Source organism: Actinomycetospora chibensis (genome assembly GCF_028737215.1).
GTDB lineage: Bacteria > Actinomycetota > Actinomycetes > Mycobacteriales > Pseudonocardiaceae > Actinomycetospora > Actinomycetospora chibensis.
This window is the reverse complement of record NZ_JAQZAM010000006.1, coordinates 290586-315259: the sequence shown is the minus strand read 5'-3', so window position 1 is coordinate 315259 and position 24674 is coordinate 290586. Positions and strand designations below refer to the sequence as shown.

Genomic DNA, 24674 nt, shown 5'->3' with positions numbered 1-24674 from the left:
CCACGCATGCCGCCACCCACCGACGCCGAGCTCTTCCCGCTCGGCGACGTCGTCCTCCAGCACGGCATCACGCTCCCGGACGCCCGGCTGGCCTACCGGACGTACGGGACGCTCAACGCGGACCGGTCGAACGCGATCGTCTACCCGACCTGGTTCTCCGGGTGGCACACCGACAACGAGTGGTTGATCGGCCCGGGCATGGCGCTCGATCCCGCCGAGTGGTTCATCATCGTCCCGAACATGCTGGGCAACGGGCTGTCGAGCTCACCGAGCAACCAGCCGATGCCCCACGACCGCGCGCGCTTCCCGTTCGTGACGTTCCACGACCAGGTCGAGGCGCAGCACCGTCTCGTCACCGAGCACTTCGGGATCGAGACCCTCGCGCTGGTCACCGGCTGGTCGATGGGCGCCGGCCAGACCTACCAGTGGGCGGTCAGCCACCCCGAGATGGTCCAGCGGGCCGTCCCGTTCTGCGGGTCGAGCGTCACCGCGGACCACAACAAGGTCTTCCTGTACTCCCTCGGCGAGGCGATGCGCGCGGACGCCGCCTTCGCCGACGGGTGGTACGCGCCGGACGCGCTGCCGCTGCGCGGGCTGCGCGCGTTCGCCCGCATCTACGCCGGCTGGGGCTTCTCGCAGGCGTTCTACTGGCAGGAGGAGTGGCGCCGGCTCGGCTTCGTGTCGCTCGAGGACTTCCTCGTCGGCTTCTGGGAGGGCTTCTGGCTCGACGGACGCGACCCGAACAACCTGCTCACGATGCTGTGGACGTGGGAGCACGGCGACGTGGGGCAGACACCCGGCTTCGACGGCGACACGGTGGCGGCACTGAACTCCATCCGCTGCCCCCTCCTCGCGATGCCGGCGGAGAAGGACCTCTACTTCCCGCCCGAGGACGAGGTCTGGGCCTCGCAGCACATCCCCCACGGCGACGTCCGCGTCATCCCCGGGGTGTGGGGCCACTTCGCGGGCGGCGGGCAGAACCCCGACGACACCGCGTTCGTCGACGCCGCGATCCGGGAGATGCTCGAGCGTCCGGTGTAGCCCTGGTCCGGATGCGAGCGGGACCGGGCAGGTGCCACCGGGGTGGGTGCCGTCGGGGGAGTGTCGATCCGGTTGTGCACGTCTAGCGTCGGGTGTGATGACCACCAACGGCACCACCCCCGGTCCCCGTCAGATGAGCAACCAGGTCCTGGGCGAGGCCGCCAAGCGCATGCTCCCCGTCCTCGCCGGCCGCGTGCTGGCCGCCGTGGTCGACCGCGCCGTCGAGAAGGTCGACGGCCTCGCCGACCGTCTCGGCGAGAGCAGCGCGGGCGGCACGACGGAGAAGGACGCGGCTCCCGAGGGCCAGAGCAGCGCGGGCGCGGCGGTCGCGTTCGTCATGGAGCAGGCGCGCCTGTTCCTCGCGTTCGTCGTCCGCCTCGCCGCGCAGGCGCTGGAGATGCTGCGCCGGGCCACCGAGACGCTGCGCGCCCGCCGCGCCCCCGAGGGCATCGACGAGGCCCCGGCGCCGGAGGAGATCACCGCGCCGGAGGACCTCGAGGACGAGTACGACGACGAGTTCGAGGACGAGTACGAGGACGACGAGATCGAGGAGCGCGCCACGGTCCGCGCCTGAGCCCCGGCTCATCGGGCATCGTGGGAGGGGCCGTCACCCCACGACCGAACCAGGAGCCGTCCGTGCCCGACACGCCCTGGTGGCGCGACGCCGTCATCTACCAGGTCTACATCCGCAGCTTCGCCGACGCGGACGGCGACGGGATCGGTGACATCGCGGGCATCCGCGAGAGGCTGCCGTATCTCGCCGACCTCGGCGTCGACGCGCTGTGGATCAACCCCTGGTACGCCTCGCCGCAGGCCGACGCGGGCTACGACGTCGCCGACTACCGGGCGATCGACCCGGCCTACGGGAGCGTGGCGGACGCCGAGAAGCTGATCGTCGACGCCCACGAGCACGGGCTGCGGCTGGTCCCCGACATCGTCCCGAACCACACGTCCGACCAGCACGTGTGGTTCCGGGCCGCGCTCGCCGACGAGCCCGGCGCGCGCGACCGCTACGTCTTCCGGCCGGGGTCGGGCCCCGACGGCGCCGAGCCGCCCAACAACTGGCGCTCGCACTTCGGTGGGCCGGCGTGGACGCAGGTGGCCGACGGTTCCTGGTACCTCCACCTGTTCGACCCCGGCCAGCCCGACCTGGACTGGTCGCACCCGGACGTCGCCGCCGAGTTCGAGGCGGTCCTGCGGTTCTGGTTCGACCGCGGCGTCGACGGGTTCCGCATCGACGTCGCGCACGGGCTGGTCAAGGACGCGACGCTGCCCGACCTCGGCGACGCCGACGACCTGCTCGGGCGCAGCTACGCGCCGGGCGGACACCCGTTCGTCGACCGCGACGACGTGCTGGAGATCTACGAGTCGTGGCGGCGGGTGGCCGACGCCTACCCCGGTGACCGCATGTTCGTCGCCGAGGCCTGGACTCCGGCGCCGGAGCGGCTCGCCCGGTACGTGGCGCCGGGCCGGCTGCACACCGCGTTCAACTTCGACTACCTCGTCGCGCCCTGGGACCCGACGGCGCTGCGCGAGGCCGTCGACATCACGACCGGCCACCTGCGCGAGGTCGGCGCCTCCGCGACCTGGGTGCTGTCGAACCACGACGTCGTCCGCCACCCGAGCCGCTACGGACGGCCCGCCCGCGAGCCGGAGAGCGTCCCGACGTCCGCGGTGCCGCCGGTCTCCGACGACGCCCCCGACCTCGCCCTGGGCACCCGGCGCGCCCGCGCGGCCCTGCTGCTCGAGGCCGTGCTTCCGGGCGGGATGTACGTCTACCAGGGCGAGGAGCTCGGCCTGCCCGAGGTCGAGGACATTCCTGACGACAAACGTCAGGATCCGACCTGGGAGCGCTCCGGGCACACGGTCCGCGGCCGCGACGGCGCCCGGGTGCCGCTCCCGTGGTCGGACCAGGAGGGTGCGTCGGCGGGCTTCAGCCCGGACGGGGCGGCCGAGCCGTGGCTCCCGCAGCCCGACGGGTGGGCGCGCTACGCCGCGTCGCGCCAGCAGGGCGACCCCGATTCGGTGCTCGAGCTCTACCGCACCGTCCTCGCCCGTCGGCGCGCCCACCCGGCATTGGGCGACGGCGACCTGACCTGGGTCTCGGCGCCCGGCGACGCGGTGCTGCACCTGCGCCGCGAGCCGGGCTTCGCCTGCGTGGTCAACCTGTCCGACGCGCCGATCGACCTGCCCGCCCACGACGAGGTGCTGCTGACGAGCGTGCCCCTCGAGGACGGGCGGCTCGGTAGCGACGCCGCGGTGTGGCTCGCCGTGTCCTGAGCACCAGCGCTCACCAGTCCGGGGGCACCGGAGGGACGGCCGGGTCGGGGGCGACGATCGGGATGTCGGACGCGGTGTCGGCGACGAGCGCGCGGGCGGCGGAGTCCGTGGGTGCCCGCTCGGCCAGCGCCTCGAGCGCCCGCTCGGTCCCGACGTCCGCGCCGGCCTGCTCGGAGAGCAGCCAGCGGACCTCGAGCAGGTCGCAGTAGGCCTGCACCGCGGTGCCGACGTGGCGTACCGCGGCGTGCGCGCGCCGCATGCCGGGGGTGAGGACGTCGTGCAGCCAGCTCGCGATCGCCTCCCCCTCGGTGACGCGCCGGGACTGGTCACGGCTGATCTCCCGCTGGTGGGCGCGCAGGTCGCCCAGCAGGATGCGGGCCTGGCCCTCGCCGACCTCGAGCCCGGTCAGCTCCTTGAGGTAGCGGGCGTGGTGGGTGCGATCGCCGACGGCCATCCGCAGGCGCACGAGGCCGCCGTCGGCATCCTCGGCCGGGGCCAGGTTCACCTCGTCGACGATGTAGCCGAGGTCGTTGAGCTCGCGCACCGTCCCCTCGACGCGGTAGCGGTCGCCGAAGGCGAACTGCGGCATCGCGTGCAGCGCATTCCAGAGCGCGTCGTAGCGCTCCGGGAGCGCCATCGCCTCGGCGATGAGCTCGTCCTCGATCTCGGGCGGGCGACCGAGGCTCGCCGCGAGGTCGACCATCCCCGACGCCACGTTCTCGACGAGGATCTCCAGGTCCTGGGCGCGCTGCCCGTCGGACAGCGACGGATGCACCTCGCTGGTCTCGGCGTCGACGAGCCGGGCGGCGTAGAGCTGCCCGTCGCGGGTGAACAGCGTGTTGGACAGCGAGCAGTCGCCCCAGTAGACGCCGTGGCGGTGCAGCTCGACGAGCAGGCCGACCATGGCGTCGAAGAGGCGCTCGCGGTGCGCGGGCCGGTTCGGGGGCAGCCGCGCGATGAGACGCCGGTACTGCCACGACCCCACGAGGTAGCGGGTCAGCAGGATCGCGGCGTCGTGGTCGGGCTGGGTCACGAGCCCGGCCGGGCGCACCGCCGGGAGGGACTCGTCCTCGAGGTGGCGCAGCACGTCGAACTCCCGGCGCGCGATGCGCGGCGGTAGCTCCTTGAGCGCCCAGAGCGTTCCGTCGACCTCGACGAACCGCACGAGGTGGCGGCTCGGCCCCACCGGGAGCTCGCGCAGCGGCACCGTGGCCGCGTCCCACTCGCCGAGGGGGCGCTCCCACGGCAGGGCGAGCAGCCCCGGGCTCGGCGCCCGCAGACGCAGCTCCGGCGCGGTCACCGCGGGGCCGCCGGAGGTGACGTGGTGCCACGCAGCACCAGGCGGGTCGGCAACGTCGCGGCCTGCTGGTCGAGCTCCCCGCGCAGAGCGGCCCGCACGAGCTCGCCGGCCCGCCGGCCCTGCTCGCGGACCGGTTGGGCGACGGTCGTGAGGTCGGTGAGCGCGGCCAGCGGGTGGTCGTCGATCCCGATCACCGACAGGTCCTCGGGGACGCGCAGGCCCGCGCGGCGCAGCGTGCGCACCGCGCCGAGGGCGATCTCGTCGTTGTGGGCGAACACCGCGGTCGGCGGCGAGCGCAGGCCCAGCAGGCGGGCCATCCCGTCGGCGCCGCCCTCCCCGTCCGCGGACACGGTGACGACGAGGTCCCCGTCCGGCCCGACGCCCGCATCGCGCAGCGCGGCCTCCCACGCCGCGCGCCGGCCGTCGGGACGCCCGGCGTCCTCCACGTCGATCATCCCGATCCTCCGGTGCCCGAGGTGCAGGAGGTGGTCCATCGCCTGGCGCCCGGCCGCGTGCTCGTCGACGGCGATCGACGGGTACGGCGCGACCCGGCCGCCCGCGGCGACCACGGCCACGTCGAGGGACGCGAGACGGGCGTGCTCGGTCTCGTCCACCGGCGTGAGCACCACGACGGCGTCCACCTTGCGCCGCGCCGGCAGGCGGGCGAAGAACGCCGCGCGCTCCTCGGGCCCGCCGACGCGGAAGAGGACGAGGTCGAGGTCGGCGGCCCGCAGCTCGCCCTCGAGGCCCTCGAGCAGCTCGCCGAAGAACCATCGCGACGGATGCGGGACGAGGACGGCGACCCGGCCCGTCGGCCCGCCCGCGAGCCGCGCGGCCTCGGGGGAGGCGACGTAGTCCAGCTCCTCGGCGGCGGCACGGACGCGCTCCCGGGTGGCCGCCGCGACGTGGGGTCCGCCGCCGAGGGCACGCGACGCCGTCGCCGCCGAGACGCCCGCGTGGCGGGCCACGTCGTCGAGGGTCACGCGCGAGGCAGAGCGCAGCGGAGCCTGCGCACCACCCGTGTCCCCGGTCACGGGCGGAGCATGGCACGCGACTGGAAGCGGTTCCAGACGTCGACGGGCGCGCTGGAGCCGGCGTGCGGGCATGTTGCCCCAAACGTCACAGCGTCATCAGCCGGTCGCTCTGAGCGCTTGACTTGTGAGACCCGGGTCACCACTCTCCCCCGGAAGCGCTTCCATCTCCCGTGCTGGGAAGGGGATGACCGAATGGGCCACCCACGACGACGGCTGCGGTGGTCCATGACCGTCGTGGTCGCGGTCATGGCCGCACTGGTGTCGGCGTGCAGCTCCGGCCCGTCCGGGCCGCCGGTGCTCACCTGGTACATCAACCCCGACGACGGGGGCCAGACCGAGATCGCCGCGCGCTGCACCGCGGCCTCCAACGGGCGCTACACGATCGCGACGTCGACCCTGCCCCGGCAGGCGTCCGAGCAGCGCCAGCAGCTCGTGCGCCGCCTGGCGGCCAACGACTCGTCGATCGACATCATGAGCATCGACCCGCCCTACGTGCCCGAGTTCGCGCAGGCCGGCTTCCTCGCGCCGATGCCGCCGGCCGTCGAGGCGGCCGCCCGCGAGGACCGGTTCCCGAGCTCGATCGAGGCCTCGACGTGGCAGGGCCGTCTCGTCGCCGTGCCGTTCTGGGCCAACACCCAGCTGCTCTGGTACCGCAAGTCCGCGGTCGCGGGGATGGGGCTGGACATGAGCCGGCCGGTGACCTGGGACCAGATCATCCAGGCCGCTGCGCGGGCCCGGACGCAGATCGCCGCGCAGGGCGTCCGGGGCGAGTCGCTGACGGTGTGGGTCAACGCCCTCGTCGAGTCCGGTGGCGGCTCGATCATCACGAACGTCGGCGAGGAGGACCCCGCGCTGGTCCAGCTCGGCCTCAACGCCCCGCCCGGCATCGAGGCCGCGCGGATCCTCCGTACGTTCGGCGACGCGGGTGTCGCGCCGCCCGGGTTCCCCACGGCCGACGAGGACACCAACGCGGAGTCCTTCCAGTCGGGCTCGGCCGCGTTCATGGTCAACTACCCCTTCATCTGGGGGAAGGCGACGTCCGCCGTCGAGGAGGGCACGCTGCCCCAGTCGGTGCCGGACGACTACGGGTGGACGATCTACCCGCAGGTCACGCCCGACCGGCCCAGCGCGCCGCCGCTCGGCGGCATCAACCTCGGGGTGGGCGCGTTCAGCGAGCACCCGGACCTCGCCTACGAGGCGACGACGTGCATCTCCAGCCCGGCGAACTCGTCGTACTACTTCGTCTCGAACGGCAACCCGTCCTCGCGGCCCTCGGTCTTCGACGACCCGGAGGTCGTGGCCGAGTTCCCGATGGCCCCGGTCATCCGTGACTCCCTCGCCCTGGCCAAGCCCCGGCCCCAGACCCCGTACTACGCCGAGGTCTCCGGCGGCATCCAGCGGACCTTCCACCCGCCGGGCGCGGTGACGCCCGGCGCGACCAACGAGGCGGCGACCGCACTCATCACCGCGGTGCTGAGGAAGGAGGCTCTGCTGTGATCCCCCGCAACGACCCCTATCGACGTGCTCCCTTGCCGTCCGGTCGCCCCTGCGTCGCGACCGTGCTGCCCTCGGACGGGGGTGGCCTGTGAGTACGACGATGGACCGGCCCACCAGCGCCGTCGATCCCACCGCCGGCAACCGGAACGACAAGTCCCGGGCCGAACGCCGGCTCGGGTGGTGGCTCGCCGGCCCCGCCTTCGTGGTGATGCTGCTGGTCACGGCGTACCCGATCGTCCAGGCGGTCTTCGACTCGCTGTTCGACTACCGCCTCACCGACCCGGAGAACTCGTCCTTCGTCGGCCTGGGCAACTACGTCGTCATCCTCACCGACTCGGTCTGGTGGACCTCGTTCGGCGTCACCGTCTTCATCACCGTCGTCACGGTGGCGGTCGAGCTGGTCCTCGGCTTCGGGCTCGCGCTGGTGATGCTCAACGCGCTGCGGGGGCTGCGGCCGGTCCTGCGCACGGTCATCCTCATCCCCTACGCGGTGATCACCGTGGTCTCCGCCTTCGCCTGGCAGTTCGCGTTCAGCGTCGACTCCGGGTTCGTGAACTCCTGGTTCTCGTGGGTCCCGGGCGTCTCGGCGACCACCGACTGGTTCGGTACGCAGGGCCTCTCGCTGTTCGTGATCTGCCTGGCCGAGATCTGGAAGACCACGCCGTTCATCTCGCTGCTGCTCCTCGCGGGCCTGGCGCAGGTGCCCGAGGTGCTCCAGGAGGCGGCCAAGGTCGACGGCGCGACGGCGTGGCAGCGGTTGCGGCGGGTCACCCTGCCGAACATGAAGGCGGCGATCATGGTCGCCGTCCTGTTCCGCACCCTGGACGCGTTCCGCGTCTTCGACTCGGTGTTCGTGATGACGGCGGGTGCCAACAGCACCGAGACCGTCTCGTTCCTGGCCTACCGCCAGACGATCGAGCGCGTCGAGATCGGGCTGGGGTCCGCGGTCTCGGTGCTGTTGTTCCTGTCGGTGGTGCTGATCAGCGCGCTGTTCATCAAGGGCTTCAAGGTCGACCTGTCCCAGGCGCGAGGGGAGTAGACGGTGTCCACCCGCGAGAAGGTCGGCTGGGGAATCGGCGGCCTGATCATCATCATCTACTGCCTCTTCCCGGTGGCGTGGATCGTGTCGCTGTCGTTCAAGTCCTCCGACGACATCGCCAACGGACAGTTCCTGCCCACCGCGTTCTCCGGCGCGAACTACGAGCAGATCCTCGTCGGCGACGCGGCCGGGCTCTTCCTGCCGGCGCTGGTGAACTCGTTCGGCATCTGCCTGATCGCCACGTTCATCTCGTGCCTGCTGTCGATGTTCGCGGCCTACGCGATCGCGCGCCTCGACTTCCCGGGCAAGAAGATCATCCTGTCGACGGCGCTGGCCGTCGCCATCTTCCCGGTGATCTCGATCGTCACGCCGCTGTTCAACCTGTGGCGTCAGATCGGGCTCTACAACACCTGGCCGGGCCTCATCATCCCGTACCTGTCGCTGACGCTGCCGATCTCGATCTGGACCCTGTCGGCCTTCTTCCGCGAGATCCCGTGGGAGATGGAGCAGGCGGCCCAGGTCGACGGGGCGACCCCGTGGCAGGCCTTCCGCAAGGTGATCGTCCCGCTCGCCGCGCCCGGCGTGTTCACCACGGCGATCATCGCGTTCTTCCTGGCCTGGAACGACTTCGTCTACGGCATCTCGCTGACCTCCACCGAAGCGGCGAGACCGGTGCCCGCGGCCCTCGGTCTGTTCTCCGGTGCGTCGCAGTTCGAGTCGCCGAACGGACCCATCGCCGCCGCGGCGCTCATCGTGACGATCCCGGTGATCGTCCTCGTCCTCCTCTTCCAGCGACGTATCGTCGCCGGTCTGACCAACGGCGCCGTGAAGGGATAACCATGGCCTCGATCGAGATGAGCCACATCGTCAAGAAGTACGGCGACGGCTTCCCCGCCGTGAACGACGTGAGCCTCGACATCGCCGACGGCGAGTTCATGATCCTGGTCGGGCCGTCGGGCTGCGGGAAGTCGACGCTGCTGCGGATGATCGTCGGGCTCGAGGACATCACCTCGGGCGACATGGTCATCGCCGGGAACCGCGTCAACGACAAGGCCCCGCGCGACCGCAACCTGTCGATGGTGTTCCAGAACTACGCGCTCTACCCGCACCTCACCGTCTACGAGAACATCGCGTTCCCGCTGCGCCTGGCGAAGGTGCCGGACGACGAGGTCCGCCGGCGGGTCGACGAGGCCGCCGACGTCCTCGAGCTGCGCGAGCACCTCGAGCGCAAGCCGGCGAACCTCTCGGGTGGTCAGCGCCAGCGCGTGGCCATGGGGCGCGCGATCGTTCGCGCCGCCGACGCGTTCCTGTTCGACGAGCCGCTGTCGAACCTCGACGCGAAGCTCCGCGGGCAGATGCGCACCGAGATCGCGCGCCTGCAGCGCCGGCTCGGCATCACGACGGTCTACGTCACCCACGACCAGACCGAGGCCATGACCCTCGGCGACCGCGTCTGCGTGCTGCGCAAGGGCGTCATCCAGCAGGTGGCGTCGCCGCGCGAGCTCTACGAACAGCCCGTCAACCTCTTCGTCGCCGGGTTCATCGGCTCGCCGCCCATGAACTTCCTGCCCGCGTCGGTGTCGGGGAACGCGCTGCAGACCCCGTTCGGCGCGATCGAGCTGGACGAGGAGCGGGCGAAGAAGGTCAGCGGCCACGACCTGCTGCTCGTCGGCATCCGCCCCGAGTACTTCGAGGACGCCAGCCTCGTCGACGAGGCCAAGAAGCCACGCGGGACGACGTTCACCGCCCGGGTCGACGTCACCGAGTGGCTCGGCGACGCGCAGTACGCCTACATCCCGTACGAGGCGCCCGCGGACGTCACCGAGCAGCTCAAGGAGCTCTCCCGCGAGCTCGACTCCGACCAGCTGCGCACCCAGGCCGTCGTGTCGATCGACTCCACCAGCCGCATCCGCGAGGGCCGCGAGGCGGAGTTCTGGCTCGACACCCGCAAGGTGCACGTCTTCGACCCCAAGACGGGCGAGAACCTCACCCGCGACGCCGAGGCCGGCCGGAGGCTGACCGAGGAGGCCGCCGAGGACCGGATCGAGCAGGTGGAGCGGGCGAAGGTTTGAGCTTCGCTCTCGTGAGTGGTCGTCCGTGCCAGGACACGGACGACCACGCACACCCGTCACCGACGGGAGGTGCGGCGCGAGGGTCACCGTGTCGGAGATCCGTTCGTGGGCCGCGGGTCACCGTGTCGGAGATCCGTTCGTGGGCCGCGGGTGCGCTCGCCCTCGTGACATCGGCCGTCGGCCTCGGTGCCGGGGCTCAGATCGTGCGGACGAGCGATGCGCCGGTGGCGCCGGTGGTGGCCGTGGAACCGGCCGCACCCAGCCCCGTGGTCGCCGTCCCGCCGTCATCGACCGCGGCGGGACCGCCGGCGGTGACCTCGCCGCCGGTGACGACGACCGCGGCGAGGTCCTCACGGCCGTCGACGTCCCGTCCGACGACGACGCGCAGCACCCGGACGTCGCGCACGCCCGTGCGGACTCCCCGGACGACCGTGGACGACGAGGGACCCGCGATCTTCGGGCAGTCCGCCGCCCGGGCCTACCGAGGCTGCGTCGGGGCCACGAGAGCGAAGCTCACAGGCGGTGCCAGGCCTGCGCGAGCTGGGAGGCGATCGGCGTGACGACGCGCCGGTCGTTCCAGTAGTACGGGTGGGCCAGGGGCGTCCAGCCGAGCCACCAGGGGCCGACGCCGACCCGGCGGTCCTCGCGGACCGCACCGGCCCAGGCGTCGCTCAAGGGGCGTAGCGGTGAGGCGATGACGTCGTCGGGGTCGTAGACGTTGACCCACTCGCCGCGCTGGTCCGGGTGGTGCTCGACGAACTCCGGGTGCGGCACCGTCAGCGGGACGCCGAAGTCCGGGTGGCGCTGCGCCCACAGGGCCAGCGGGCTGCCGAGCGTGTAGAACCAGCCGAACGTCTCGCCCCGCTCGATCGGGGTGTCGTCGAGGGCCGCCCGGGCACCGGGGTAGAGCGGGGTCCCGTGCGCCACGCCCTGGAGGTCGTAGAGGAAGTCGCTGGAGACGACGGTGCCGAGGCTGTGCCCGAGCACCGCCAGCGGGGCGTCGTCGCCGGCCTTGAGGGCGAGCTCGTGCAGGCTCCGGGCCAGGACGGCCTGGACCTGCTCGTAGTGCCCCGTGCCGTCGGTGCCCGAACGGTAGGCCACGGCGTCGCCCAGGTAGTGCACGATCAACCAGCGCAGGGTGGGGAAGTGCGCGTCCTCGAGCCCGGGCAGCCAGCGCAGGCCCGCCGTGGACGCCGCCGCCAGCAGCGCGGGGGTCGAGCCCTGGCTGGCCCGCGCCGCCAGGGCGTCGAGAACGTCCACCAGCCACCTCGCCCCGGGACCGCTGAGGCGGTGGCTGAGCTGCTCCTGCCCCGATTCGAACACCGGCGCCCAGAACGCGGGCTCGATGACGAGCGCCTCGTCGGCGGACACGCCCGCGATGCGGGTGAACTCGGAGCGCAGGAGCTCGGTCGCCCGTGCGGCGTACTGCTCGCCCGCGCTCTCGACGCCGTGCACGAGCATCACGGCCAGCTTGCGGTCGCTCACCCTGCCTGTCACCGAGCCTCGGTCAGCTCGGCGTACGGGGTGCGCAGGCCGTCGCGGACCAGCTGCACGAGGGCCTGACGGTGCCGGTAGAAGAGCACCAGCGCGGCGATCACGTAGACCGCGGAGAGCACCAGCAGCTCGAGCTCCTGCAGCGGCGGGGGCAGGGTCGCGGCGAGGACGAACTGGGCGGCGAAGAGCCCGAGCAGGCTCAGCGCGCCGACCACGGTGATCGACAGCGTCACCAGCAGCGCCACGGCGAAGAGCGACTGCGCCGCCGTGATCAACAGCTCCTCGCGCTGCATGGCGTCGATGGGAAGGCCGTTGAACGAGCCGGCCGACAGGGCGAACACCACCGGCAGCGTGCCGACGAGCAGCGACCACTGGTTGACCTTCGACGACACCAGTGTGGCCAGCGCGTCGGTGGTCTTGAGGCGCCAGGCGTACAGGCCCGCGACGAGCAGCTCGGGCGCCTCGGAGGCCAGCGGAGCGAGCCACTGCACGAGGAAGAACTGGCTGATGCCGAGCTCGGTGCCGGTTTCGACGAGCGACTCGGCGAAGGGCTCGGCGCACAGCAGGATGATCACGGCGGCGACGACGAAGAGCCCGATGTAGCCGGTCCGCCGCTTCGGGGCGTCCATCCGCCCGACCCAGGCCGACGGGCCGATGAGGTCGGGGTCCTCGGCCGGCGCCTTCGAGACCCGGATGCTGTAGAGGACGAAGATGCCGACGAGGACGACGGTGTCGACGAGCGTGATGCTCTCGCGCAGCGGCAGGGTCAGCGAGTAGAGCGTCGCGAGGAGCAGGAACACCAGCGGCACGGAGTCGGTGCGCTCCAGCGTCACCTTCGTCGAGTGGCCCGGCTCGTGCGACGTCCCGGCGCCGCCGCCCTGTCCTGCGTCGGCGCCGCCGCGGCGCAGCCGGAACGCGGCGAGCAGCACGACGAGCGCCCACCCGACGCCGACGAGGATCCGGTTGGCGCCGGTCATGTTGGCCAGCGCCAGGCCACAGGGCGACTGTTCCGTCGAGCCCGGCGGCAGACACGTCGGCCCGTACTGGGCGTAGGCCTCGCCGCCCTGGATGGTGAAGACGAAGTCGACGGCGTACTCGGGCAGCACCGCGACGAGCGCGAGCAGCGCGATCGCGAGGCCCGCGGAGATGTCGACCTGCGCGGCCTCCGCGGCCCAGGACAGCAGGAAGGCCGCGCCGATGATCGCCAGGCCGTAGAGCAGGGCGTCGACCGGCGGGGACAGCGAGAGGCCCGCGACGTGCAGGACCAGTCCGGGGACGGCGGCCGCCACGGCCGCGGCGACCAGGAGGGGTGATCGGTCTCCGCGGCGGGCCGTGCCCGCGCTGCTGGTCGCCATGTCCGGTTCTCTACCCCGCTCCCGACTCCGACACCCGTTGGAGGCGCCCGTTTCGTGCGGGCCCACGCGTGACGAAGGGTGCCGCACGCCCCGATCGGGCCGACACGCGCGTGTGCCCAGGTGGTTTGCGACGTGCCGGATCGTCCGGCACGGTGCGGTGCCGGCATCTCCAGACCAGCGTTCCCCGCTGCTCAGCTCCCCGCTCCCCGAGGTGGTCGCCGTGCCGTTCGCCCCTGCCCTCACCGTCGACGGTCTCGTCCAGGTCGGCGTCACCGTCGCGATCATCGTGCTCGTCGCCGTGGTCCTGCGCTTCGTGGTCAACCGCGTCATCGGGCACGTGGCCGCCGGTGCCGGCGTACCCGGGATGCTCAGCCTGGTGCGCCGGCGTCGCGGCGTCAGCGACGCCGACCGCATCGAGGCCTTCGGGTCCGCCCGCCGTGCCCAGCGCGCCCGCACCGTCGGATCCGTGATCCGGAACGCCGCGACGATCCTGATCTTCGGTACCGCGTTCATGATGGTGCTGGGCCAGTTCGGCGTGAACCTCGCGCCGGTGCTGGCCTCGGCGGGCGTGCTCGGGCTGGCCATCGGTTTCGGTGCCCAGAACCTGGTCAAGGACTTCCTGTCCGGGATCTTCATGCTGCTCGAGGACCAGTACGGCGTCGGCGACCACGTCGACCTCGGCGACGCGATCGGCACCATCGAGCGTGTCGGCCTGCGCACGACGACGGTGCGCGACGTCACCGGCATGGTCTGGTACGTGCGCAACGGCACGATCGAGCGCGTCGGCAACGGCTCCCAGGACCACGCGGTCGCCGTCGTCGACGTGCCGCTCGCCCTCGACACCGACATCACCCGCGCCGCGGCGACCGCCGAGGAGGCGGCCGCCGCCGGGATCGACGAGCACGGCCACGGCCCGGACGTGCTCCAGAGGCCGCAGGTGCTCGGGGTGGAGTCGCTGTCGTCGTCGGGCATGACGCTGCGGCTCACCGCGATGACCAGGCCCGGACGCCAGTGGGCGGTCCAGCGGTCCATGACCGAGCACGTCGTCGCCGCCCTGCGTGCCGACGACGTGGTCCTGGCGGCGTGACGGTCATGTGACGTCGGTGGCTCCGCCCGTGTGTCGACGTGCGGATCTCACCCGATCGGGCGGAGGATCATCGTGTGCCCGACGGCCGATCACGCCGCAGACGTCGTCTCGCCTCGTCTGTGCTCGTGGCGACGGCCCTCGTGGCCGGCTGCTCGTTCGCCGGACCGCGGCCCGCGGCGGCCCCGGAGCCCGCCCCGGTGGTGACGACGCCTCCGCCCACCGTGGCGCCCACCACGACCCCGCCCCCCACGCCGTCGCGAGCCCAGGAGGCCGTTGAGGCCACCGCGTCCGCCGGGCAGGAACGCGACGACGTCACGCTCGGCGTGGCCGTGCTCGACCGCAGCACGGGCCAGACGGCCACGAACGAGCAGGGCGACACCCAGCTGCGCGCGGCGTCGGTGGCCAAGCTGTTCACGATCGCGGACATCCTGTCGCGGCGTGAGGCGGGCCAGGTGACGACCACCGGCGCCGACGACGAGCGCATCCGGCGCGCCCTGAGCCTCAGCGACGACGAGGCGATGAACGGCCTGTGGTCGCGCTTCGGGGGCGAGGAGGGCGTCACGCGGCTCGCCGCGCAGCTGGGCCTCACGCAGACCCGGCCGCCCGAGCGCGTGGGGCAGTGGGGCGAGGTGGAGACGTCGGCGCGCGACGTCGCCACGGTGTACGGCTTCCTCCTCACGCGCCTGAGCCCCGCCGACCGCGACCTCGTGCTCTCGGGCCTGGAGGGGGCGCAGGACACCGCCGCAGACGGGTTCGACCAGGCGTTCGGCCTGCTGGACCCGGATCGCCGCGGCGCCGCGGCGGCCAAGCAGGGCTGGCTGTGCTGCCTGCAGTCGAGCATCGACCTGCACTCGACGGGTCTGCCCGACGTCGGCGGGCGCTACGTCGTCGTGCTGATGTCCAACCAGCCGCGCGGCTACGACGCCGGCAAGTCGCTGCTCGACGACGCCGCGGCCGCGGTCCGGGACGCGCTCGCCGGCGGACCCTAGGCTCGCGCGGGTGCAGAGCCTCGCCCTGATCGACGACTGGCCCGTCGAGCACGCCGCCGCCGGGGTGGTCACCGCCGACGGCACGGTGCGCGGCACCCGCGGTGACGGCGCCCGGCGCTTCCCGCTCGCGTCCGTGACCAAGCCGCTGGTGGCCTACGGGGCGCTGGTGGCGGTCGAGGAGGAGGCGATCGCCCTCGACGAGCCCGCCGGGCCCGAGGGCTCCACGGTGCGCCACCTGCTCGCCCACACCTCGGGGTTGGCGTTCGGCGAGCACCGATCGGTCGCCGAGGTCGGCGCGCGGCGGCTGTACTCCTCGGCGGGCTTCGAGGTCCTCGCCTCGACGATCGAGGAGGCGACGGGCATCGGCTTCGCCGACTACCTGCGCGAGGCGGTGCTCGAGCCGCTCGGGATGTCGTCGACGACCCTCGACGGCTCGCCCGGCCACGGCGCGACCTCGACGCTCGACGACATGCTCCGCCTCGCCGCCGAGCTCCAGGCGCCGACCCTGCTCCACCCGTCGACGCTGGCGGAGGCGACGTCGGTCCAGTTCCCGGGACTCAACGGCACGATCCCGGGCTTCGGGCATCAGAAACCCAACGACTGGGGCCTGGGGTTCGAGCTGCGCGACGGCAAGTCCCCGCACTGGACGGGGACGTCGAACTCCCCGCGCACCTTCGGCCACTTCGGCCAGTCCGGCACGTTCCTGTGGGTGGACCCGGACGCGGGCGCCGGCACCGTGGCCCTGACCGACCGCGACTTCGGCGACTGGGCCAAGTCCGCCTGGCCGCCGTTCTCGGACGCGGTGCTGGCCGACCTGCGCTGAGTTGCGAGAGGTGGGGATGCCAGCGCCCCCAGGCTGACATCAGCGAGGGACGACGAGCACCAGGGCGTGGTCGCCGGCCTGTTCGACGCGCAGGCCGGCGTCGCGCAGCAGCGCCAGGACCCCGCCGGCGTCCTTCGGGCGGCGCCGGGACGAGGCGAGGACCCGGGCCGCGCGGCCCTTGTGCGACTTGTTCGCGTGGCTGACCACCGTGCGCGAGCCGTCCGCCGCCTCGCTGTGCACGTCGAGGGTCACCGCGCCGCGGGCCGGGCCGAGCGCGGCGTAGGGACCTGAGCGCAGGTCGACGACCAGGTCGCCGGCGTCGGCGAGCAGGGGCATGAGCTCCGGGCGCCACAGCGTCCGCAACCCGTCACGACCCGGCAGCGCGCTCCCGCCCGAGAGCCGGTAGGCGGGGATCGGATCGGTGCCCCCCACCAGCCCGAACAGCGCCGAGCAGACGAGCAGTCGACGCCGGGCGGCCGGGGTCAGCGACGCCGGGTCCAGCGCGTCGTAGAGCACTCCGGTGTAGCGGCGCAGCGCCGGCGCCGTCGGCGCGGTCCACAGGGCGGCGTTGCGGACGATCTCGTCGTCCTGGCGCTCGGAGATGTCCAGCGCCGCCCGCGAGGCCGGGAGGTCGGAGGCCAGGGCGACCACCTCGTCGACCAGCACCTTCCGCGTCGGGTTCAGCGAGGGGAACGAGAGCGCGTCGAGGTCGAGCGGGCGCCCGCGCCCACCGGGCGCCTTGGTCTCCGACGGCGGCAGGACGACGAGCACGGGCCCAGGATCCCACTCCCGGTCGCCGCGGACGTCGCCCCCGTCCCGGCCGCCTCTCAGGACGTCAGGCGCGACGGCATGGCCGCCGACCCACGACACTGACGGGGATGACCGATCGCGGGACCGACGCCTGGCGCGACGAGGTGCTCGCGTGGGTCGCGGAGACCACCGGCCTGCGCCCGACCGGCGAGGTCGAGCAGCGCCACCGCGCCTGGTCGACGGTGCTGCGCATCCCGACCGCCGAGGGCCCGCTCTGGCTCAAGGAGCCCGCGCCCGGCATGGCGCACGAGGTCCCGCTGCACGCCCTGCTCGCCCGCCTCGCGCCGGACGCCGTCGCGACCCCGCTCGCGGTCGACGACCGTCGGCTCCTCCTGCCCGACCACGGCCCCAGCGTCCGCGACACCGGCGCGGACCCCTCCGTCGCGATGACGGCGGCCCTCCCGCGCTACGCCCGCCTGCAGCGCGCCCTGGCCGCACACCTCGGCGACCTCCGGGCCACGGCCGTCCCCGACGCCACCCCGCACGCGCTGGTCGAACGGTTCGACGAGGCGGTCGCGACCATCGGCGGCTCCGGCGACGACCGCCGCGCGCTCGTCAACGGATGGGCGCACGACCTCGACGGGACGGTCGCCCCGACCGTCGACCACCAGGATCTGCACGTCGGCAACGTGCTGGTCGACGGGCGCTTCGCCGACTGGGGCGACGCCGTGCTCGCCCACCCGTTCGCCAGCCTGCTCGTCGCGCTGGGCTCGCTGCGGCGGACGCTGCGGGTCGGCGCGGACGACCCCGCGATCACCCGGCCCCGTGACGCCTACCTCGAGATCTTCGCCGACCTCGCGCCCCACGAGGAGCTCCGGAGGCTCGCCGAGACCGCCTGCCAGGCCGCCGTGGTCGCCCGCGCCCTGACCTGGCGGCGCGGCGCGGCGGGCGATCCGCGGTTCGTCGACACCCCCCGCGAGGTGCTCGCCCTCGTCGGCGACCCCGACTGGCTCGCGGGCACGTAGGACCCGCTCCGTACCCTCGTCCGGGTGCCCGCTGACGATCCCGAGCAGCGCTGGAGGCCCTCCCGCGCCGGCATCCTGAACGTCTACCAGTACCAGGACGAGGTGCTGGAGTTCGCCGGCGGACGCCTGCTGCTGCGCGGCGTCAACGGGTCGGGCAAGTCGACGGCGATGAACATGCTGCTGCCGTTCCTGCTCGAGGCCGACGTCCGCAAGATCGACGCGGCGGGCGAGCAGCGCGGCGTGCTGCGCAGCTGGATGCTGTCCGACCACGACGACACGCAGCGCACCGGCTACCTCTGGATCGAGTTCGAGAGATGCGCCAGAGAGGGAGGGGACACCGAGTACCGGACGGTCGGTTGCGGCATCCGGGCCAACCGGAGCACCGACCGGGTCGCCACCTGGTGGTTCTCCACCGACCGCAGGGTCCGGATCGACCTCCGGCTCACCGAGGCCGACATCCCGTTCTCCATCGACGTGCTGCGCTCCGAGCTGGGCACGCGCGGGCAGGTGTTCACGTCCACCGCCGAGTACCGCGCCGAGATCGCGCGCCGGTTCTTCGGCGGCGTCGACCCGGGCTCGTACTTCCGCCTGCTGCACCAGGTGCGCAACCCGCGCGTCGGCGACCGGATCGACACCGACCTGCCGCGCACGCTGCGCGAGGCGCTGCCGCCCGTCCCCGAGGACGCGGTGCACGACGCTGCGCAACCGCTCGAGGACCTCGAGGACCACCGCCGCAACGTCACCGACCTCGCGCGCACCGCCGAGGCGCTCGACGGCGCCGTCGAGACCTACACCGACTACGCCCGGCGCGTCCTCGCGGCCGTGGTCGACGACACCGCGGGCACCGTCGACGCCGCCCGCACCGCCGCCCGCCGCCTCGAGCGCGACCGGGGCGGCGTCGAGAAGGCGACGGCCGCACAGGCGAGCGCCGCGACGGTGGTGGCCGACCTCACCGACGACCACGCCACGGCCACCGCCGAGCGCGCCGGCCTGGCGGCGCTGCCCGAGTACACCGCGCATGCCGACCTCGTGCGCCGCCGCGACGAGGTCGCCCGCGCCGACGCCCACACCGCGACCCTCGACGGCCACCGCACCCGCGCCCGCGACCGTGTCACCGCCGCCGCCTCGGCCGTGGCCGCCGCCCGCGGGCAGCTCGACTCCGACCTGGCCGGGGTGGCCGACGGGCTGCGCGCGGTCGCCGCCGCGGCGCGTGCCGCGTCCGCCCCGTCGATCGCCGCGACGCTCCCGGACCCGCCGACGCCGGCCACCGAGCCGCGGCCCGACGAGGCGGGCGAGACCACCGTCGACGTGCCGCAGGACCCCGAGGACGACCTCACCGCCGACCTCGCGGGCCCCCTGACCGCTGTCGGCGACGCCCTACGCAGCCACCGCACGACGGTGCGACACGTCGCCGAGCGCGCGAGCGGCGCCCGGCGCGCCACGGAGACGGCCGACGCCGCGGACGTCGCCGCCGCGGACGCGCTCGCCGCGCACGAGGCCGCCGCGGAGCAGGCCGCGGCCGCCCGTCGGGCCGCGCGGGCCGCCGCCGACGAGCACGCGGACGCCGTCGCCGGCTGGACCCGGCGCCTCGACGAGCACGTCGCCGCCGTGCCTCCGGCCGAGCCGGACGGCGCCGCGGGCTGGCTCGCCGCGCCCGCGGTGGGGGACGACGAGGCCGAGGACTCCGGAGACACCGACCTGCGCCGCGCCGCCGAGGCCCGGCGGGCCCGGGCGCGGCACGCCGCCGACGACCTCACGGCGACGCTCACGCAGGCGCGGACCGTCGCCACCACCCGTGTCACCGACGTCGAGGCCGAGCTCGCGCAGTGGCGCGCCGAGCACGCGCGGGTCGAGGGCGCCGGCGAGCTGGCGCTGCCGCGGGCGTCCTGGCGCACCGACGACGACGTCGCCGACGGGACGCGTCTGGCCTCGCTGGTCGACTTCCGCGACCACCTCGACGACGCCGAGCGCGCCGGCCTCGAGGCGGCGCTGGAGGCGTCCGGGCTGCTCGCTGCGGCCGTCGACGGCTCCGAGGGCACGGGGACGCTGCGCGTCGGCGACCTCGTGGTGCGCGCGTCGGCCCCCGCCGGCGGCACGGCGCTCGACACGCTGCTGGCGCCGGTCGACACGGGCGAGGTGCCGGTCGAGGCGGTCGCGGGGGTGCTGGCGGGCGTGGGTGTCGGTGCCGGCCCGGTCCACGTCGCGACCGACGGCACCTTCGGCCTGGGCCCCCTGCGCGGACGGCACGCGAAGCCCGCCGCCGAGCACGTCGGGGCGGGTGCCCGCGCGCAGGCCCGCGCGCGGCGTCTCGCCGAGCTCGCGGCCCTCGTCACCGACGCCGAGGCCCGTCGCGACGCCGCTCGCGCGACCTCCGACGCCCTCGACGCCCACGCCGGGACGCTGCGCCGCCTCGTCGCGGAGCTGCCCGGCACGCGCGGGGTGGACGACGCCGTGGCCGCCGCGACCGGCGCCGTCCGCTACGCCGAGGGTGCCGAAGCCCGCCACCGCGAGCTGACGGCCTCGGCGACCGACGCCCGCCGCCGCGCCGACGACGCCTGGGCGGCGCTGTCCCGGGCGGCCGCCGAGGCGGGCGTGCCCACCGACCCCGAGCGGCTCGACGGCCTGCTCGAGGCGATCGTCGACGCCGAGCGCGCGCTCGCCGGCGTGGACTCCGCCCGCGACCGCGTCACCCGGACCGCGCGCTCGTGGCGCGAGGCCATCAGCGCCTGGGAGCGGGACGCGGCCGACCACGCCACCGCCGTCGGCGAGCACCGCGCCGCCGCCAGCCACGCGGCCTCCGTGCGCACCGAGCTGTCGACGATCGAGGAGTCCCTCGGCGAGGAGCCGGCCAAGGTCGCCGCGCGCGTCGGCGAGCTCGACGACCGCCTGCGCGAGGTCGCCGGGCAGCTCGAGGGCGCCCGCGAGCAGCAGACAGCGGCGGCGGTGGCCGTGTCGAAGGCCGAGATGACGCTCGAGGAGTCGCGCCGCGCCCTCGACGAGCGCCAGGGCGCGGCCCGTGGGGCGCGGGGGCGCCTGGTCGACGCGGCCGCGGTGCCGGGCCTGCTGGCGGCGGCGGAGCGGTCGTCCGAGCCGGTCGAGGACGCCGACGAGGACGCTGCCCCGGAACCCCTTCCGTCCGTCGCCGACACCGTCGAGGGCGCCGAGGAGCTCGTCGCGGCCCTGCGATCGCGGTTGCCCGCGCCGCGCCGGGCCGTCAGCGAGGACGCGCTGGAGAAGGCGCTGCGCACGGCCCGCGACGAGCTGGCCAGCGGCTGGGACATCGAGAGCACCCGGTCCGCGGACGGCATGCCGCTCGCGGTGCACGTCAGCGGGCCGTCGCGGGCGGTGCTCGCGCAGATGGTCCACCGGGTCGCGGTGCAGCGCCGACGGGCCGTGAGCCTGCTGTCGGCGCAGCAGGACCAGGCCCTGCGCAACCTGCTGCACGGCCGGATCGCCCGCGAGGTCGCCGACGCGCTGTTCTCCGCGCGCGAGCTGGTCGACCGGATGAACCGCATCCTCACGGGCGTCACGTCCAGCCAGGGCATCGGCGTGCGGCTCGACTGGCGCCCGCGCGGCGACCTCGACCCGGAGACCGCGACGGCGCTGGAGCTCCTGGGCAAGCACCCCGACCTGCGCAGCCCCGACGAGGACGACCAGGTGCGCGAGGCCGTGAAGACCCTCGTCGAGCAGGCGCGCACCCACGATCCCGAGGCGTCGTACCGCAGCGTCATCGGCGAGGTCCTCGACTACCGCACCTGGCACGAGATGCGGCTCTACCTGCGTCGGCCCGGGCGCAGCGACGAGCTGCTGACGCGCCGGACGACGCTCTCCGAGGGCGAGAAGAAGCTGGTCACCGTGCTGCCGATGGCCGCCGCGGCCGCGGCCAGCGCCGCCGCGCACGACCCGCACGGCGTGGGCGCGCCGCGGCTGGTGCTGCTCGACGACGCGTTCGCGAAGGTGTCCGAGGACAACCACGCCAAGCTCTTCGGCCTGCTCGTCGACCTCGACGTCGACTTCGTCGTCACCTCCGAGCGGCTGTGGGGCACGCACCCGAACGTCCCGGCGCTGGCGATCACCGAGGTGCTGCGCGACCCGGAGCTGCGGGCCATCGCGCTCGTGCACTACCGGTGGGACGGGTCGGCGTTGGAGGTGAAGGCGTGACCGGTGTTCGGACGTCCGTCTTCGCCTACGTCACCGAGTCGCCCGAGTACCGGGCCATCCTCACCGTCTTCGCCGGCACGTTCTTCGCCGAGCTGACCCCGGCCGAGGTGACGGCGCGTCTGGACTCCGATCTCGACGAGTCGACCGTGACCGCGCGCCTGGAGGCGCTGCGGGGCTGGGGCAACCTCGAGGTGTCGGCGTCGGTGGGCCAGGTCGGTACCGTCGAGGACTACTACCGGCGCCGCAACCGCTACCTGATCACCCGCGTCGGGCAGGAGGTGCACGACGTCGTCGAGGGCGTGCTCTCGCAGGTCGACGACGTGCGCGACGTGTCGCTCGGGCGCCTCGACCAGGTGCGGGCGGGGTTGTCGGCACTGGCCGCCCTCGACGCGGCGAGCGCACCGCCCGGTCGGCTCGCCGAGGCCGTGCGCGCGGTGTTCGACCCGCACGTGGCGTTCTCCGCGGAGATCACCCAGTTCTTCGCGGCGATCAACCAGTGGCAGTCGCGGTTCGACCTCGACGAGGACGAGTTCGCGTTCTTCTCCGAGGTGCTCGTCGGCTACGTCGGCGAGCGGCTCGAGGCGCTGCGCCGCCGGGCCCGCCCGGTCGGCGCGCTGCTGGAGACGGTGCTGCCGCGCGTCCCGGTGATCGTCGACCGGGCGGCGGACGGGCTCGCGGCCCGGGTCGCGGCGGCCGGCCTGTCGAGCGTGCGCGTGCGCCGCGAGCCGGGTGCGGTGGAGGCCGACTGGGAGAACCTCGCGTCGTGGTTCCTCGGCGCGCCGGGACGTCCGAGCCGCATCCAGGTCCTCGAGCGCGACGCCGTCGACGCCGTCCGCACCCTGACCCAGAACCTCACCCGGCTCTCGCGCAGCGGCACGGCCGGGGCGTCACGGCGCGCCGACTACCTGCGGCTCGCGCTGTTCTTCGACCGCAGCGACCCCGCCTCGGTCCACGAGATCGCGGCCGCGGCGTTCGGGCTCGCCGGCGCCCGGCACCTCGGGGGCGCGGGCGGCGACGACACCGACCCCGTGGACGCCGCGGTGTCGTGGTGGGACGCGCCGACCGCGCAGGTCCCGGTCAGCCTGCGCGAGCGCGGCGACACCACCAGCCGCGGGCGCACCAGCCGCGTCCAGGACCGCAGCCAGGAGCGTCGCCACCTGCTCGCCCGTCGTGCGGAGGCGGAGAAGCGTGCGGCCGCCGCCCGCGCCGAGCTGGTCGAGGCCGGCGCCGAGGGGTTCACCGCGCGCCTGTCCGAGCCGGCCCTGCGCGAGCTGCAGCGCGTGCTCACCCGCGCCGTCGCCGACCTCGGCCCGGCCTTGTCTCCGGGCGCCTCGGGCACCGTCACCCTCGACGGCGTCCGCTGCACCGTCGCCCGCGCCCCCGGGACCTCGACCAGCGTGCCCACCCACGCCGGCGCCCTGCGCGTCCGCGACCTCACCCTGACCGTGGAGCCGGCGTGAGCGTGCTGTCGACGACGAACGAACGGCGCTTCCGTTTCATCAGTAGCAGCGACAGCGCCGTTCGTTCGTCCAGCGGGACCGGGTCATGACCGCCGCGCGCTCCGACCCCCAGCGCGACGGCGAGCTCGTCGCGGCGACGCGGGCGCTGCTGACGCGGCCGTGGCGCACGGCGGAGGCGGACCCCGAGATCGTCGCGCTGGTCCGCCGCCACGCCGACGCGCTGGATGCGTGGTTCACCCAGGAGCTGAACTACCGCCTCGTCGTCACCGCGGACACCGCGCGGCTGGTCAAGGTCGGGCACGTGCCCGCCGACCGGCCGCTGCGCACGATCTCGACGACGCCGCGCGCGTTCACGCCGTCCGAGTACACCGCGCTCGTCCTGGTGCTCGCGGCGACGACCTCCGGTCCCGACCGCACGAGCCTGCGGGACCTCGTCAACGGCGTGCACTCCGCCGCCGCCGAGGCCGGCATCGTGATGGACACCGACACCGCGTCGCGCCGGGCGCTGGTGACGGCGCTGCGCTGGCTGATCGCGCACGGGATGGTGCGCGAGCTCGACCGCGGCGTGGGCCTCTACGAGCACGACGCCGACGCCGACGCGCTGCTCGAGGTCCGCCAGGACCGGATGGCGCTCCTGCCGGTCGGCGCCGTGGCGGGGGCCGAGACGCCCGCCGACCTCCTCGCCCGGGCCCGCGCGCGCGGGTCGGCGTCGACGGCGGCGCGCCGGCGGCTCGTGGAGGACCCCGTGGTCCACGCCGACGACCTCGACCCGGCACGGTTCGCCGAGCTCCGGCGCCACGCCGGCGACGAGGCCCGCCGGATCGAGGCCCGCACCGGGCTCGTCGTCGAGGCCCGCGCCGAGGGTTTCGCCGCGCTCGACGTCGACGGTGGCTGCTCCGACCTCGCGTTCCCGGGCTCGGGCACCGTCGCGCACGCGGCGTTGTTGCTGGTGAGCGAGCTGATCTACCAGTTCCGACCGGCCGAGGACCCCGAGCCGATCCCGTGGCCGTCGGTGCGCGAGGTGCTCACGGAGCTGGTCGGCGAGTACGGGCGCTACTGGTCGAAGGCGGCGATCGCGGACGGCGACCGCTTCGCCGTCGACGTCGTCGGGCTGCTCGAGGCGATGCGGCTGGTCTCCCGCGGGCCCGAGGGCTCCCTGCGCGTCCTGCCCGCCGCGGCCCGCTACGCCCCCGCGGTCACCGTGATCGACGGTGAAGACGAGGACGAGCAGCCGACGCTGCTCTGAGGTGTCAGCGAAGTGCCGTCG

The 24674-nt window shown here is 74.1% G+C and carries 20 protein-coding genes; 14 read left to right on the top strand and 6 right to left on the bottom strand.

Going from position 1 to position 24674, the window contains the following annotated elements:
* Positions 1-6 precede the first annotated feature (6 nt).
* The 3 genes from PH189_RS11920 (at position 7) to PH189_RS11910 (ending at position 3321) form a co-directional block, all read left to right on the top strand.
* Positions 7-1041 (top strand): alpha/beta fold hydrolase, encoded by a 1035-nt coding sequence (locus tag PH189_RS11920; RefSeq protein WP_274188999.1) that lies wholly within the window; start codon positions 7-9, stop codon positions 1039-1041.
* Positions 1042-1138: 97 nt separating this feature from the next.
* On the top strand, positions 1139-1615 hold the full coding sequence (locus PH189_RS11915; protein ID WP_274188998.1) for a hypothetical protein: 477 nt from the start codon (positions 1139-1141) through the stop codon (positions 1613-1615).
* A 62-nt stretch (positions 1616-1677) separates the two neighbouring features.
* The gene (locus PH189_RS11910; protein WP_274188997.1) at positions 1678-3321 is read left to right on the top strand and encodes a glycoside hydrolase family 13 protein; all 1644 of its coding nucleotides are present in this window, start codon (positions 1678-1680) and stop codon (positions 3319-3321) included.
* Between the two features lie 10 nt (positions 3322-3331).
* On the opposite strand, the gene PH189_RS11905 is transcribed toward PH189_RS11910, so the two are convergent.
* The gene (locus PH189_RS11905) at positions 3332-4621 is read right to left on the bottom strand and encodes a DUF4032 domain-containing protein (protein ID WP_274188996.1); all 1290 of its coding nucleotides are present in this window, start codon (positions 4619-4621) and stop codon (positions 3332-3334) included.
* Positions 4618-5655: a LacI family DNA-binding transcriptional regulator gene (locus tag PH189_RS11900; RefSeq protein ID WP_274188995.1), complete on the bottom strand. Its 1038-nt coding sequence runs from the start codon at positions 5653-5655 to the stop codon at positions 4618-4620. Before PH189_RS11900 ends, PH189_RS11905 begins: the two co-directional genes overlap by 4 nt.
* Positions 5656-5880: 225 nt before the next feature.
* Here PH189_RS11900 and PH189_RS11895 point away from each other — a divergent pair, with 225 nt between their 5' ends.
* The 4 genes from PH189_RS11895 (at position 5881) to PH189_RS11880 (ending at position 10263) form a co-directional block, all read left to right on the top strand.
* On the top strand, positions 5881-7152 hold the full coding sequence (locus PH189_RS11895) for an extracellular solute-binding protein (RefSeq protein WP_274188994.1): 1272 nt from the start codon (positions 5881-5883) through the stop codon (positions 7150-7152).
* 88 nt (positions 7153-7240) lie between these two features.
* Positions 7241-8191, top strand: a complete 951-nt coding sequence (locus PH189_RS11890; RefSeq protein ID WP_337994149.1) for a carbohydrate ABC transporter permease — start codon at positions 7241-7243, stop codon at positions 8189-8191.
* Positions 8192-8194: 3 nt separating this feature from the next.
* On the top strand, positions 8195-9028 hold the full coding sequence (locus PH189_RS11885) for a carbohydrate ABC transporter permease (RefSeq protein ID WP_274188993.1): 834 nt from the start codon (positions 8195-8197) through the stop codon (positions 9026-9028).
* Positions 9029-9030: 2 nt separating this feature from the next.
* Positions 9031-10263: an ABC transporter ATP-binding protein gene (locus PH189_RS11880; RefSeq protein WP_274188992.1), complete on the top strand. Its 1233-nt coding sequence runs from the start codon at positions 9031-9033 to the stop codon at positions 10261-10263.
* Between the two features lie 196 nt (positions 10264-10459).
* Here PH189_RS11880 and PH189_RS11875 read toward each other — a convergent pair whose 3' ends face one another.
* The 3 genes from PH189_RS11875 to PH189_RS11865 form a co-directional block, all read right to left on the bottom strand.
* Positions 10460-10669, bottom strand: coding sequence for a hypothetical protein (locus PH189_RS11875; RefSeq protein ID WP_274188991.1), 210 nt, complete (start codon positions 10667-10669; stop codon positions 10460-10462).
* A 107-nt stretch (positions 10670-10776) separates the two neighbouring features.
* Positions 10777-11748, bottom strand: coding sequence for a hypothetical protein (locus PH189_RS11870; protein WP_274188990.1), 972 nt, complete (start codon positions 11746-11748; stop codon positions 10777-10779).
* Between the two features lie 8 nt (positions 11749-11756).
* Positions 11757-13112, bottom strand: coding sequence for a sodium:proton exchanger (locus tag PH189_RS11865; RefSeq protein WP_274188989.1), 1356 nt, complete (start codon positions 13110-13112; stop codon positions 11757-11759).
* Between the two features lie 220 nt (positions 13113-13332).
* On the opposite strand from PH189_RS11865, the gene PH189_RS11860 reads away from it, so the two are divergent.
* From PH189_RS11860 to PH189_RS11850, 3 genes are all read left to right on the top strand, one after another.
* The gene (locus PH189_RS11860; RefSeq protein WP_274188988.1) at positions 13333-14199 is read left to right on the top strand and encodes a mechanosensitive ion channel family protein; all 867 of its coding nucleotides are present in this window, start codon (positions 13333-13335) and stop codon (positions 14197-14199) included.
* Between the two features lie 125 nt (positions 14200-14324).
* Positions 14325-15188: a serine hydrolase gene (locus PH189_RS11855; protein WP_274188987.1), complete on the top strand. Its 864-nt coding sequence runs from the start codon at positions 14325-14327 to the stop codon at positions 15186-15188.
* A gap of 10 nt (positions 15189-15198) precedes the next feature.
* Positions 15199-16011: a serine hydrolase domain-containing protein gene (locus PH189_RS11850; protein WP_274188986.1), complete on the top strand. Its 813-nt coding sequence runs from the start codon at positions 15199-15201 to the stop codon at positions 16009-16011.
* A 39-nt stretch (positions 16012-16050) separates the two neighbouring features.
* Here PH189_RS11850 and PH189_RS11845 read toward each other — a convergent pair whose 3' ends face one another.
* Positions 16051-16782 carry a YaaA family protein gene (locus PH189_RS11845; protein WP_274188985.1) on the bottom strand — a complete coding sequence of 244 codons (732 nt, stop codon included), beginning with the start codon at positions 16780-16782 and terminating at the stop codon, positions 16051-16053.
* 107 nt (positions 16783-16889) lie between these two features.
* On the opposite strand from PH189_RS11845, the gene PH189_RS11840 reads away from it, so the two are divergent.
* From PH189_RS11840 to PH189_RS11825, 4 genes are all read left to right on the top strand, one after another.
* The gene (locus tag PH189_RS11840) at positions 16890-17786 is read left to right on the top strand and encodes a phosphotransferase family protein (RefSeq protein WP_274188984.1); all 897 of its coding nucleotides are present in this window, start codon (positions 16890-16892) and stop codon (positions 17784-17786) included.
* Positions 17787-17810: 24 nt separating this feature from the next.
* Positions 17811-21947 carry a TIGR02680 family protein gene (locus PH189_RS11835; protein WP_274188983.1) on the top strand — a complete coding sequence of 1379 codons (4137 nt, stop codon included), beginning with the start codon at positions 17811-17813 and terminating at the stop codon, positions 21945-21947.
* On the top strand, positions 21944-23407 hold the full coding sequence (locus PH189_RS11830) for a TIGR02677 family protein (protein WP_274188982.1): 1464 nt from the start codon (positions 21944-21946) through the stop codon (positions 23405-23407). Before PH189_RS11835 ends, PH189_RS11830 begins: the two co-directional genes overlap by 4 nt.
* An 85-nt stretch (positions 23408-23492) precedes the next feature.
* The gene (locus PH189_RS11825) at positions 23493-24653 is read left to right on the top strand and encodes a TIGR02678 family protein (protein WP_274188981.1); all 1161 of its coding nucleotides are present in this window, start codon (positions 23493-23495) and stop codon (positions 24651-24653) included.
* Positions 24654-24674: the final 21 nt, after the last annotated feature.